This is a genomic window from Xenorhabdus entomophaga (assembly GCF_037996725.1).
GTDB classification, from domain to species: domain Bacteria; phylum Pseudomonadota; class Gammaproteobacteria; order Enterobacterales; family Enterobacteriaceae; genus Xenorhabdus; species Xenorhabdus khoisanae.
In genome coordinates this window covers 1-13,302 of sequence record NZ_JBBMXH010000111.1, presented here as the reverse complement: position 1 = coordinate 13,302, position 13,302 = coordinate 1, and the positions used below count along the sequence as shown (strand labels likewise).

13 protein-coding genes are annotated in these 13,302 nt (G+C 41.8%); 5 read left to right on the top strand and 8 right to left on the bottom strand.

All coding sequences use genetic code 11. The features are described 5' to 3' along the window. Nucleotides 1–169: 169 nt before the first annotated feature. The gene (selD, locus tag AAC854_RS18620) at nucleotides 170–1,213 is read right to left on the bottom strand and encodes a selenide, water dikinase SelD (protein WP_340618428.1); all 1,044 of its coding nucleotides are present in this window, start codon (nucleotides 1,211–1,213) and stop codon (nucleotides 170–172) included. A 14-nt stretch (nucleotides 1,214–1,227) separates the two neighbouring features. Then, nucleotides 1,228–1,779, bottom strand: a complete 552-nt coding sequence (locus AAC854_RS18615) for an NAD(P)H nitroreductase (RefSeq protein ID WP_340618427.1) — start codon at nucleotides 1,777–1,779, stop codon at nucleotides 1,228–1,230. A 167-nt stretch (nucleotides 1,780–1,946) separates the two neighbouring features. On the opposite strand from AAC854_RS18615, the gene sppA reads away from it, so the two are divergent. The 3 genes from sppA to pncA all read left to right on the top strand — a co-directional run bounded on the left by sppA (nucleotide 1,947) and on the right by pncA (nucleotide 5,676). After that, a complete protein-coding gene (sppA, locus tag AAC854_RS18610; RefSeq protein ID WP_340618426.1) occupies nucleotides 1,947–3,839 on the top strand; it encodes a signal peptide peptidase SppA in 1,893 nt (630 codons plus the stop codon). A gap of 142 nt (nucleotides 3,840–3,981) precedes the next feature. Next, nucleotides 3,982–5,001: an asparaginase gene (gene ansA / locus AAC854_RS18605; protein ID WP_340618425.1), complete on the top strand. Its 1,020-nt coding sequence runs from the start codon at nucleotides 3,982–3,984 to the stop codon at nucleotides 4,999–5,001. Between the two features lie 24 nt (nucleotides 5,002–5,025). Beyond that, nucleotides 5,026–5,676, top strand: coding sequence for a bifunctional nicotinamidase/pyrazinamidase (gene pncA, locus AAC854_RS18600; RefSeq protein ID WP_340618429.1), 651 nt, complete (start codon nucleotides 5,026–5,028; stop codon nucleotides 5,674–5,676). A gap of 70 nt (nucleotides 5,677–5,746) precedes the next feature. Here the strand turns inward: pncA and AAC854_RS18595 are convergent, their stop codons facing one another. Together AAC854_RS18595 and msrB are read right to left on the bottom strand one after the other, a co-directional pair. Next, complete coding sequence (locus AAC854_RS18595; protein WP_340618424.1) at nucleotides 5,747–6,028, bottom strand: YeaC family protein; 282 nt, start codon at nucleotides 6,026–6,028, stop codon at nucleotides 5,747–5,749. Nucleotides 6,029–6,223: 195 nt separating this feature from the next. After that, nucleotides 6,224–6,637 (bottom strand): peptide-methionine (R)-S-oxide reductase MsrB, encoded by a 414-nt coding sequence (msrB, locus tag AAC854_RS18590; protein WP_340618423.1) that lies wholly within the window; start codon nucleotides 6,635–6,637, stop codon nucleotides 6,224–6,226. Between the two features lie 322 nt (nucleotides 6,638–6,959). Between msrB and gapA the strand changes: the two genes are divergently transcribed. Continuing rightward, nucleotides 6,960–7,955, top strand: coding sequence for a glyceraldehyde-3-phosphate dehydrogenase (gene gapA, locus AAC854_RS18585; RefSeq protein ID WP_340618422.1), 996 nt, complete (start codon nucleotides 6,960–6,962; stop codon nucleotides 7,953–7,955). Nucleotides 7,956–8,107: 152 nt separating this feature from the next. Further along, nucleotides 8,108–8,989: a D-hexose-6-phosphate mutarotase gene (locus tag AAC854_RS18580; RefSeq protein ID WP_340618421.1), complete on the top strand. Its 882-nt coding sequence runs from the start codon at nucleotides 8,108–8,110 to the stop codon at nucleotides 8,987–8,989. A 112-nt stretch (nucleotides 8,990–9,101) separates the two neighbouring features. Here the strand turns inward: AAC854_RS18580 and AAC854_RS18575 are convergent, their stop codons facing one another. From AAC854_RS18575 to AAC854_RS24375, 4 genes are all read right to left on the bottom strand, one after another. Next, the gene (locus AAC854_RS18575) at nucleotides 9,102–9,851 is read right to left on the bottom strand and encodes a MipA/OmpV family protein (protein WP_340618420.1); all 750 of its coding nucleotides are present in this window, start codon (nucleotides 9,849–9,851) and stop codon (nucleotides 9,102–9,104) included. A gap of 410 nt (nucleotides 9,852–10,261) precedes the next feature. Then, entirely contained in the window at nucleotides 10,262–11,329 is a 1,068-nt protein-coding gene (gene dadX / locus AAC854_RS18570; protein ID WP_340618419.1) for a catabolic alanine racemase DadX, read from the bottom strand. Between the two features lie 22 nt (nucleotides 11,330–11,351). Beyond that, nucleotides 11,352–12,653, bottom strand: a complete 1,302-nt coding sequence (locus AAC854_RS18565) for a D-amino acid dehydrogenase (protein WP_340618418.1) — start codon at nucleotides 12,651–12,653, stop codon at nucleotides 11,352–11,354. A gap of 407 nt (nucleotides 12,654–13,060) precedes the next feature. After that, on the bottom strand, nucleotides 13,061–13,302 hold a 242-nt coding region (locus AAC854_RS24375; protein ID WP_422824103.1), incomplete at its 5' end, for a transposase.

Below are 13,302 nucleotides of genomic sequence, written 5' to 3'. Positions count from 1 at the left end.
CAGGGAGTACTTAGGTCAAAATGCCTTCAAAACACCACAAAGAAAATCATGTAAAAACAAGACATTGAATGCATGTTTTGAAAGACTTAATTATTAAGATCCTGTATATGAGCCACATTAGTTTCTTCAAAAAAACTAACATGGCTTTTAAATAAGCAACCGTAGTTATTTATTCAACAACTTCAATTAATGCCCTGCCTGAGCGTGGTTCAGACAATTCACCAATCGCAATCAAATCAATGTCGTGGTTGCGTGCAATGGCTTCCGCCTCTTTCACGGCATCCGGCAAAATAGCCAGCAATAAACCGCCCGACGTTTGTGGATCACACAAGAGATGACGTTGACGAACAGTCATTTCTCCTATTAAGTGCCCATAACTGTCAAAGTTGCGCCCCGTGCCACCAGGTACGCAACCTTTTTCAATATAAGCATCAACATCCGGCAATCTTGGTATCTGCGAAAACCTGACCGTTGCCTGAACGCCCGAGCCTTCACAAATCTCACCTAAATGCCCTAACAGGCCAAAACCTGTTACATCCGTCATCGCCGTGACACCGTCAATTCCCGCAAAATCTGCTCCGGCTTTATTCAGCTTGCACATGGTTTCTTTCGCAACACCTTGGTGTTCAGGCTGAAGCAAACCTTTCTTTTCAGCCGTGGTCAATACGCCAATACCTAAAGGTTTAGTCAAAAACAATTGGCTGCCTGCCTTTGCCTGATTATTACGCTTCACACGCTCAATATTGATGATACCGGTCACTGCCAAACCAAAAATAGGCTCAGGGGCGTCAATCGAATGCCCGCCAGCAAGAGAAATACCTGCCGCCTGACAAACAGCCCGACCGCCCTCAATGACTTTTTGGGCAATTTCCGGGGGTAATTTAGCAATTGGCCACCCCAGAATTGCGATCGCCATTATCGGCTTTCCTCCCATCGCGTAAATATCACTGATGGCATTAGTCGCCGCAATTCGACCAAAATCAAATGGATCATCAACAATTGGCATAAAAAAATCCGTAGTGCTAATGATGCCTGTGCCATTGCCAATATCATACACAGCAGCATCATCACGGGTTTCGTTACCCACCAGCAAATTAGGATCGAAAAATTTTGCTTGTTCACTATGCAAAATAGTTTCCAATACCTTAGGAGAAATTTTGCAGCCACACCCGGCGCCATGGCTATACTGAGTCAGACGGATTCCTGTTGACATTGTTGTTCACTCCGTTAGAAGTAACTGACAAATTGTGTTAAGTCTGGCGTTGCTACTTTTACTGGAGCCTTAAGTTCCGGCGTTCCTAAATAGAGGAACCCCACAATTTTATCATTCTCACCACATCCCAAACCTGCTTTGACAATGGGATCTTCAGTCCATGAGCCTGAACGCCATATGCCGCCAAAACCCTGGGCAACAGCCGCCATCTGCATAGCGTGAACAGCACAGCCCGCAGCAACAACTTGTTCCCATGCAGGCACTTTTGCATGTTCAACCACTTTAGCAATAACCGTGATGATCATCGGAGCACGATAAGGTGCATTTTTTGCTTTTTCTTCAACCTCTTTGCCTAATTCTCCCTCAATGGCCGCTTTTTCAAGAAGTGCGCTAAATTTATCAATACCTTCTCCCTGCATCACAACGAAATGCCAAGGACGCAATGCCCCATGGTCAGGCGCTCTCATCCCTGCGGCTAAAATATGTTGTAATTCGTTTCCTTCTGGGGCAGGTGTCGTTAAGCGGGCAATTGAACGACGATTCAACAAAAGTTCCAAAGCATTCATGATTTCCTCCTGAATAAGATAATCTGTCACAAACCAACATTCTCTGTTTATTTGTTAATGAATGAAAGCACAGAAATCGTTTTTTCAACCACTCACGTGATTTCTGGCTGACATTTACAAATAAGCTGATTAGGATAACCCCATTTGATACCATAACTGGAGACGATATGCGTACTTTATGGAAGTTTATAACGTCATTATTTAAATGGAGTTGGAAGCTGCTAAATTTCGTTCGCCAACTTATTTCTAATTTTATCTTTATCCTGCTGATTGTTGTCGTTGCCGTTGGCATAATCGCTTACCAGCACCAATCTAATTCTAACGATAATTACCAAGGTGCATTATATGTAGACCTATCTGGTATAGTTCTTGACCAAGTATCCGCTCGCAGCCCGATTGACCTATTGGGAAAAAGCCTTTTCGACTCCTCCGGTAAAAGTTCACAGGAAACTTCTGTATTTGACGTTGTTGACAGCATTCGTCGTGCCAAAAATGATCCTAAAATTACTGGAATGGTATTAAAGCTGAGTGACTTTATCGGTGCAGATCAGCCTTCCATGAGGTATATCGGCAAAGCCATCAGTGAATTTAAAGCAGCGGGCAAACCCGTTTTTGCAATAGGTGATGCTTACAGTCAATCTCAATATTATTTAGCCAGTTATGCAAATGAAATATACCTGTCCCCACAAGGCGCAGTCGATATCCATGGTTTCTCGACCAATCATTTGTACTACAAATCGTTATTGGACACGCTGAAAGTTTCTACCCATATTTTTCGTGTAGGAACCTATAAATCGGCAGTGGAGCCCTTTTTACGGGATGATATGTCAGAAGAAGCACGTCAGGCTGACAGCCTGTGGCTCAACGAGCTTTGGAATAACTACTTAAATACCATTGCCGTTAACAGGAAGACTTCTGCCGAGCAAATATCTCCTGCTGCAACTAACTTCTTTGAAAAATTTCGTAAAGCAGATGGTGATGCCGCACTGTATGCGTATCAAAACAAGCTGGTCAATTATATTGAGCCACGCAGTGCTGTTGAAAATAAAATGAAAGAAATCTTTGGTTGGGATGCGGAACGAAAGCATTTCAACTACATCAGCATCTATGATTATATTGCCCTGAAACCAGTACAAACCCCGGGCGATAATCAGGGTAACATTGCCGTTATTATTGCTGAAGGCGCGATTCTAGATGGTAAAGAAGGGCCAGGCGTAGTAGGAAGTGACACAATTGTGGAGCAGCTACGTGAAGCACGCAATAATCCTGACATAAAAGCAATCGTATTGCGGGTAAACAGCCCTGGTGGCAGCATCGGTGCATCAGAGGTTATTCGTAGTGAAATTGCTGCCATCCGTTATGGCGATGAAAAAAATAATGGTAAAGGCGCTAAACCTGTTGTGGTTTCAATGGGAGGTTTAGCAGCATCAGGCGGCTACTGGATATCCACCCCGGCTAACTACATCATCGCAGATCCAAATACATTAACAGGTTCTATCGGTGTTTTTGGTATGTTTCAAACTTTTGAAAAAAGCCTAAATTATATCGGTGTTAATACTGATGGTGTTTCAACAACGCCTCTGGCAGATATCTCCGCAACCAAAGGCATTAACCAAATAGCCTCTGATGTAATACAGTTGTCTATCGAAAATGGCTACAGTAAGTTTATCAAACTGGTTGCACATTCACGCAACAAATCGCTGGATGAAACCGATAAAATTGCCCAAGGACGTGTTTGGAGCGGCCTTGATGCCAAAAAACTTGGTTTAGTCGATCAGTTGGGTGATTTTGATGATGCTGTCAAAAAAGCCTCTGAACTGGCAGGAGTTAAAAACGTATCGCTGAACTGGATGCAGCCTGAACTTTCATTCTCTGAAAGAATGATGTTAGGTTTCACTTCATCAGCACAGGCCCTGCTGCCAAATACTTTACAGTCAATGTTGCCAGCTCCGTTTTCTCAGGTTGCTCAAGACATGAAAAAACAGGCTGTGTTTTATAACAATATGAATGATCCGCAGCATATTTATACATTCTGTCTGAACTGTGTCGATATCCGTTAAAAACGACTCATCTATACCCAATAGATTTCAGCATGAGGGACGACGGGTATACAGCAAATTTGAAGCCTGATTTCACGATCAGGCTTTTTTTATTCCCCATACTCCCTATAATCCGGCTAAATATTTTTATTGAGACGTGATCATGCAGAAGAAATCTATCTATGTTGTTTACACTGGCGGCACAATCGGGATGCAGCATTCTCCTAATGGGTACATTCCTGTCTCCGGCCATTTGCAACAGCAACTCGCAAAAATGCCTGAATTCCACCGCCCAGAAATGCCAACATTTACGATCCGTGAACATCAACCTCTGATTGATTCTTCTGATATGAGTCCTAATGACTGGGGCATTATCGTGAATGATATCCACCAGAATTATCAGGACTATGACGGTTTCGTTATTCTGCATGGTACCGACACCATGGCTTTCACTGCCTCAGCGCTTTCTTTCATGCTTGAGAACCTCAACAAGCCGGTCATTGTGACAGGGTCACAAATTCCTTTAGAAGCACTACGTTCTGATGGTCAGACAAACTTACTGAACGCCCTGTATCTTGCAGCAAACTACCCTATCAACGAAGTCAGCCTGTTTTTCAACAATAAATTGTTTCGTGGAAACAGAACAGTTAAAGCCCACGCTGATGGTTTTGATGCCTTTTCATCCCCTAACTGTTCACCATTAATGGAAGCAGGTATCAATATTCGCACCTTCAAAACAAGCCCCATTCCTGTCAAACACAACGAATTTGTCGTTAATCGGATCACATCACAACCGATTGGTGTTGTAACCATCTACCCAGGCTTATCCAGCCAAGTAGTAGAAAACATCCTGATGCAACCTGTTAAGGCATTGATTTTAAGATCATATGGTGTTGGCAATGCCCCGCAATGTGCCTCTTTGCTAAAAACATTAAGAGAAGCGACTGAACGAGGAATTATTGTGGTTAATTTGACTCAGTGTATTTCTGGCCGGGTCAATATGGAGGGATATGCTACCGGTTATTCATTGGCTGCATCAGGTGTTATCAGCGGTTATGATATGACTTTTGAGGCCGCCTTGACGAAACTGCACTACTTATTGAGCCAATCTTATATACCCGAAGAAATTCGCTACCTGATGCAGCAGAATTTGCGCGGTGAATTGAGCTATTCAGATGAATAATGAAAAGGTAAATCGAAGAATATGATGAAAACAGCATTATTACTTATCGATCTGCAAAATGATTTCTGTACTGGAGGCGCGCTGGCAGTTAAAGAGAGTGAGACTGTCATTAAAGTAGCGAATGAGGTTATCGCCCTCTGTCAGGAAAATAATAGCCAGAAGAATCATATTGCTATTATTGCCAGTCAGGATTGGCACCCAACAAGTCACAGGAGTTTTGCCGTAAACTCCGGGCAAAAAATGGGGGAATTAGGCGAACTTAATGGCATTCCCCAAATCTGGTGGCCTGTTCATTGTGTACAGGGGCAATTCGGCGCAGAATTCCATCCCTTATTAAATCAATCCGCTATTCAGGAAGTTTTTCAAAAAGGCGAAAATCCTCAGATAGATAGTTATAGTGCGTTTTTCGACAATGACCATAAAAGCGAAACTCAACTGCATGGATGGCTGACTGAACATAATATACAGCGCTTACTTGTATTGGGCATTGCTACTGATTACTGCGTCAAATTTACTGTGCTTGATGCTCTGGCTCTGGGCTACGAAACCTATGTGATTACAGATGGTTGTCGTGGCGTCAATATTCAGCCCAATGACTGCCAGCATGCCTTTGAGGAAATGGCATCCAAAGGTGCTAAATTGATCTCACAAAGTGAAATAGTATCGATTTTGTAAGCACAAACGTAACCTCATCCCCGGCTAAAAATAATTTTAGCCGGGGATGAGGTTTTTATTTCAATTCATATCAGTCTTCTGATTGTGGTTTTAATTTTGCAACCATCTGAGACTGGAATGTCGCTTTTAGCTCTTGTTTACTTTTGATAATAATTTGACCATCCGTGCCAATCGTCATATGTTCAGGATCATGATTATGCCTGGCCTGCCAAAGCATCACCGCCTGCAAACTATGTTCTTTCTGTTCTGGCGTAAGCGGTACGCCATCCTGCCATTTTCCTAATTCGACAGCCTGAACCAATCGCTGATAAATTTCAGGTGTCATGGCAGAGATTAAATCATCCAACTTCATTAATATTCCTTAACGGCTACATGGGCTATTGATATTATTTACACGACGACACTGCGCATTACTATAAGCCGACGCTATTTCAATTAATATCACCACAAGTTAATAACAGCATGTTAACACAAGAGCTGAAACGTTTCTTTTGCATGATTAAACCCAATAGTTTCACCTGAGTTTAAAAAGCAGCCTAAGATGATATTAACCTGCTGTTTCTTCTCCTGTTTCTTTATCAATAAAACGCAATGCTGCTGAATTGATGCAGAAACGCTCCCCTGTCGGTTTGGGGCCATCGGGAAAAACATGTCCTAAATGAGCCTGACAATGGCTACAACGCACCTCTATCCGATGCGTATTATGTGAATAATCATCAAGGTAAGTAATGGAATCATCATTGATCGGCTGGTAAAAACTCGGCCATCCGCATCCAGAATCAAATTTAGTATCTGAAATAAATAATGGCTGGCGACAACACAGACAATGGTAAATACCATTTTTTTTGTTGTGCAGCAGTTTTCCTGAAAACGGCGGCTCAGTGCCTGCTTCTTGCGTAACATGACGCTGCATTGCACTAAGCTGTTCTATAGAAAGGGAAATATTTTGACTTTTAGCCATGATGACCACCTTTTAAGGCCAATATTTTCAACAAAAAATCAACATAAACATGTTAAAACGCATTCTAACCCATTCAACATGGCAATTTACCTTACTAATTGTGATAAGTCTCACATATCTAATCGATGGTAACTTTAAATATCTCCCTATACCCCGATAATGGTGTGCGTAGAGCTTGTCCCGGCTGTATAACAAGCGTTCAGATAGTGATTATTAAATTGATCTTTTTCAATTGTTGACACGATTCCGCTTGACGGCTGGCAAGATTTTGGTAACTTTAGAAACAACTTTTAATTCACTAAAAAATAGCTGGTGGAATACTATGACTATCAAAGTAGGTATTAACGGTTTTGGTCGTATCGGCCGTATTGTTTTCCGTGCTGCACAAGAGCGTTCAGATATTGAAATCGTTGCTATCAATGATCTGTTAGATGCAGAGTACATGGCTTACATGCTGAAATACGATTCAACCCATGGCCGCTTCAACGGTACTGTTGAAGTTAAAGAAGGTCAGCTGGTTGTTAACGGCAAAACCATCCGCGTTACATCTGAAAGAGACCCAGCTAACCTGAAATGGAACGAAGTGGGCGTTGATGTTGTTGCAGAAGCAACAGGTATCTTCCTGACTGACGAAACTGCACGTAAACACATCGCTGCAGGCGCGAAAAAAGTTGTTCTGACCGGCCCATCCAAAGACAACACTCCAATGTTCGTTATGGGTGTCAACCACAACGCTTATGCAGGTCAGGATATCGTTTCTAACGCATCTTGCACCACTAACTGCCTGGCTCCACTGGCTAAAGTTATCAATGACAAATTTGGCATCGTTGAAGGTTTGATGACAACTGTTCATGCAACAACTGCAACTCAGAAAACTGTTGACGGTCCTTCTGCGAAAGACTGGCGCGGTGGCCGTGGCGCAGCGCAGAACATCATCCCATCTTCTACCGGCGCAGCAAAAGCAGTAGGTAAGGTTATCCCAGAACTGAACGGCAAACTGACGGGTATGTCTTTCCGTGTTCCTACTCCTAACGTTTCTGTTGTTGACCTGACTGCCCGTCTGGAAAAACCAGCAACTTACGCTGAAATCTGTGACGCAATCAAAGAAGCAGCAGAAGGCGAGTTAAAAGGCATTCTGGGCTATACTGAAGACGACGTTGTTTCTACTGATTTCAACGGCGAAAAACTGACTTCTGTATTTGATGCAAAAGCAGGTATTGCCCTGAACGACAACTTTGTAAAACTGGTTTCCTGGTATGACAACGAAACAGGTTACTCAAACAAAGTTCTGGATCTGGTCGCTCATATTTCTAAATAAGCGAGCTTTCTCCATATTCAAAAGCCACCTGTTTACGGGTGGCTTTTTATATTCCCCAATTTATATTTTCAGAACATTGAGCTATTCTTGAGCCTTAGCACTACTACTCATTCAAAATGTTACCTATTCAGGTTTACATAAGGTTATGACAAATGCTTGATAAAATTTTTTCATTACCGGTTGTAGAACAGATATCCCCTTATATCAGTCAACGAAACATCGACGGCTTTCCTTTGATTGTTGTTTTCCATCCCAAAGCTCGCGGTGCGATTAGCATTCAGGGAGCACATTTACTCACATGGCAACCTGATGGTGAAAAAACCGTATTATGGTTAAGTGATCAAACTGCCTTTAGAGCAGGTACAGCAATTCGTGGTGGTATTCCCATCTGTTGGCCCTGGTTCGGCCCAGTTTCGGCTCCCAGCCACGGGTTTGCCCGAATACTGCCCTGGGAGCTCAAAGCACACCATGAAAACGAAAATGGCGTTATTCTGACATTTGCTCTCCAGAGTAGCGCATACACCCATAAATTATGGCCACATGAGTTCACGCTGATTGCACGCTTTAAGTTAGGGGAAACCTGTGAAATAGAGCTGGAATGTCACGGTGAATATCAGGCTACTGGCGCCCTTCACTCTTATTTCAATGTCAGTGACATCAATCAGATTCAAGTCAGTGGGCTTGGTGCCCATTTTATTGATACTGTTGCAGACAGAGAAATGTACGTTCATGAAAATTTAATGTTTAAGGGACGAACAGACCGTATTTATACAGAGCCGGATGATTTCAGCTTATTGAGAGACTCGCAGTGGAAGCGAACGATTGAAATACACCACTACCACCATAGCGATGTAGTATGCTGGAACCCTGGTGCTGAACTTTCCAATAATATGAAAGACATGAGCCGAGAGGGTTATAAAAACATGGCCTGTATCGAAACTGCTCGTATCAATAATCCATTGCATCCCAGAAATGGCGATCCTGATCGATTGTCCGTTATTATTCGCTGCCGCAAAATTCCTGATGATTATTAGATAATAAGTAATGAAAAGCTGAACTTTGCCACAACAATTGCAAACATTCAGCTTTTCAGTAACTATATGTTTTTAATGCCTAATTGTTTTCAATACCTATCTGGAAGAAAAATCAAAACGTATAAGTAATACCGGACCAAATAATACCGGAGTATGAACGATTGATCATCGGACTATCTTTAATTTGATTGGGTAAGTATTCGACACGTCCTGCCATGAAGGCTGCCCAACTTTCACTAATAGAATAATAACCAGATAATTCCAAATAAGGGCTCCAGCTATCTCCTGGAGTGTATTCAGCCAACCCACTACGTACCGACTCTCTTTTTGTTATGCCATAGCTATAGCGGTTCTGTTTTTTACTATCCCAAATCACACCAATACCGGGTTTCAATACCCAATCACCTTGCTCAATACTATATAAATAGGAAAAGTCAGCACGGAACCCCTTACTCTCTCCTAACATATCAGCAGCCACAGAAGCACGCAGTGTTCCCCAGTCTTCATGATGCTGATAAGTAAAGCCACCCATCATCGTGTCACGACGGCGATCCAGCTTTTTCATTTGTTCATTTTTACTATCTTTGGGATGAAAGGCTTGCGGAGAATAAAATACATCAACAGAGAGTTCGTCTTTGGGTTTATTCCAGAGGTAATAACCAGCGGTCAACGTATGAAAATAAAAGTTTTCACTTTCATAAGAAACCATAGGAACGGGCAGAAAATTATCCTGCGCTTTCATGCCCTTGTAAGGTTTAGCCTCATACACTGCCGACAAACCAACAGACCATTCACCAGCATATGTCACAGAAGAAAATAAGCACAGACCAGCTACAGCAATAAATACCTTATTTTTATTCATATTAAGTTATTTCCACTTTAATGAGTCTTTGTTAATTTAGTTTCCTGTAAAACAAATAGCTAAAAAACATTCGTATTAAAAAAACAAACACCAATATGCAAGGGCTGAAAAAGCTCCCACGACATATCAGCTTAACGATTAATCATACAGTATTAGATATATTTTGTGCTGCCCGCCACGCTGAAAAAATCACATCAAATATTGTGATCAGCACAGTTACTCAAAAATAAAAACGACCCGGCGAGATGATTTATTAGGCATAAAATCATTAGGAATAGAATGATTTTCCATGGAATAATCCAGAGAAAGCAAAACCCTCTGGATTACTTCAGAAATATAAGGCTATTCAAAATACCTTAACCGAACAACTCGGCTTCCTCGGAAGATGGCTTTCAGTTAAGCATAAGAAATTAAGTAACAGTGACAGGGACTCTTTTTGCTAAAGCACACAGAAGCTCATATCCAATAGTGCCTGCCGACTCTGCAACTTCATCCACGGGTAGTTTTGTTCCCCACAATTCGACAGTGCTGCCTATGGTTGCCTGTGGGCATGGAGTCAGATCAACGGTCATCATATCCATTGATATAGCTCCTAATAATTGAGTACGGATACCATCAACTATGACAGGGGTTCCCGTTGGAGCATGTCTCGGATAACCATCCGCATAGCCACATGCCACTGTACCTACACGCATGGTTTTCTGAGTTGTATAGCGGCTGCCGTAGCCAATTTTTTCTCCTCTGGGAAGCTCGTGAACCGCAATGATTTCACTTTGCAACGTCATAGTTGGTTTCAACCCAATATCCGCAATATCACGCCACTTTCCGCTTGGAGATGCACCATAGAGAATAATACCCGGGCGAACCCAATCGCCATGTGTCTTCGGATACCACAAAACAGCTCCAGAATTCGCCAAACAATGAGGAAGTGAGTTCATTTGCAAGCGTTCAACAACCGCAAATTGCTCATTAACACCAACCCCATTATCAGAATTGGCAAAATGAGTCATTAAAGTCACTGAATTGACATTATTGATCCTTCTTGCTTTCGAAACTATCTGCGGAAATTCTTCTACTGTGAACCCTAACCGATTCATACCACTATTAAGTTTCAAATAGATATCAATGGGGTTGTCCAACCTGGTTTTTTCTATCTCCTCAAGATGCCAATGACTATGTACTGCGGTTGTCAGACGATACTCATTAATAATGCCTAAATCCGATGGTTTGAAAAAACCTTCCAATAACAGGATTGGTCCCTGCCATCCCTGTTCCCTTAAATAAATAGCTTCATTCATATCGAGCAGTGCAAACCCATCTGTCTTTATGAGTGATTGCCATATTCGATCCAATCCATGCCCATACGCATTCGCTTTCACTACCGACCAGACTTTACTGTTACCAACCCGTTGGCGAATAACCGATAAATTATGGCGGAATGCTTCGAGATGGATCGTTGCCAAAATAGGACGTGGCATAACGACCCCTTTATTCTGTGATTTATGCAGTATGTAAATGAGGCTTCATCGGAAGCACTTTTATATTGAACCCATTGATATATCTAAATACAGAGAGATCATCTGCCGCAATATCAGGCTGTTTACCTGAAATTAAATCAGCCAATAACTTCCCTGAACCACAAGCCATTGTCCAGCCTAGTGTTCCATGCCCAGTGTTTAAATATAGATTCGGATATTTGGTTGGGCCAACGATAGGAGTTCCATCTGGTGTCATCGGACGTAAGCCCGTCCAGAATGAGGCTTCTTCAATCTTGCCACCTTTGTGGTAGAGATCCTGCACAACCATTTTCAATGTCTCACAGCGATGTTGAAGAACATTCAAATTAAAACCGACAACTTCTGCCATACCACCGACGCGAATACGATCATCAAAACGAGTAATTGCAATTTTGTACGTTTCATCGAGCACAGTCGATACGGGTGCCCTTGATTCATCCATAATCGGCATCGTTAATGAATAGCCTTTCATTGGATAAACCGGAATTTTGACGAGATTTTTCAATATCTCTGTGGAATAAGAACCCATCGCCACCACATAATTATCAGCAGTCATGATGCCATCATCACATTGAATACCCGATACTTTATGCCCATCCACCAAAATCTGCTTAACGTGCTTATTAAAAATAAATTTCACACCAGCATCTTCTGCCATTTTTGCCAGTGTCTTGGTAAAAATCTGGCAATCACCTGTTTCATCATTTGGTAATTGCAATCCGCCGGTCAGTTTATGGTAAGTATGGGCAAGAGCGGGTTCCACCGTTGCTAATTGTTCGGCAGTCAATAACCGATAAGGCACCCCTTCCTGCTCTAACACAGCAATATCATTGGCAGCATTATCAAATTGCTTAGCTGTTCTGAACAGTTGCAGCGTTCCACCCTGGCGCCCTTCATACTGGATACCGGTATCTGCCCTTAATTGCTTAATACAGTCCCGGCTATATTCTGCCAAACGTACCATTCTGCTTTTATTCATGGCGTAATGGCTTGCATCACAATTACGCAGCATTTCCCACATCCAGCGTAATTGAAACAATGAGCCATCAGGACGGATAGCCAGAGGTGCATGTCGTTGAAATATCCACTTTATTGCTTTAAGTGGGATCCCAGGTGCTCCCCAAGGTGTTGCGTACCCTGGTGATATTTGACCAGCGTTACCGGCACTCGTCTCTTCAGCGGCACTATTCTGGCGGTCAATTACAATAACTTCATGGCCTTCCTGCGCAAGATACCACGCGCTGGTTACACCAATAACGCCACTGCCTAAAATAAGAACCTTCATTTTGCACTCCGTTGGTGAATCACTCTCACAAGAATAATATGCTAAATATAAAAATCCAATACAGAATAATAGGCTGTAACATAATTAATCAATTTTTAGGATTCAAGTCACAACTTCATTACAAACTCAAGATAAGGCACTTATTTGAAATGAATGTATAAATCCATAAATTTAAAATAAAATCAATGAAATAAGATAGAATTAAATTCTACCAACCCCTTTGATTTTCATCTTTCAAAGTGATTTTTGCGGTAAAAAAGAAACATTAAATTCACAATGCAAATTTACACAAAAAACCAACAAAAACAAAAAATACAAAATAAAATTCCAAATAAATATTCATTGGATAGAATAATAATTTAAAAAATTGAATTATACAGTTTGGATGAATTTTCAACGTTAAGTCCTCAAGAGAAATTAACTGCAAATTGGCGACCATAACTTTCAAATAAAGTATTTAGCCCATGATCCATTGTCTCCTGAGTCCAAGTGATAAAACGTCGCCAGTGATATTTAGCCTGTCTCCAGACGATTTCAGTCAGATTCAGCTCTGGGCTGTAGGCGGGAAGGTAAAGTAAAAACAGGTTGTGTTCTCGTAACCAGCGACTTTTGATTTTTTCATCTATCCTATGATGGATACGCGCATTAT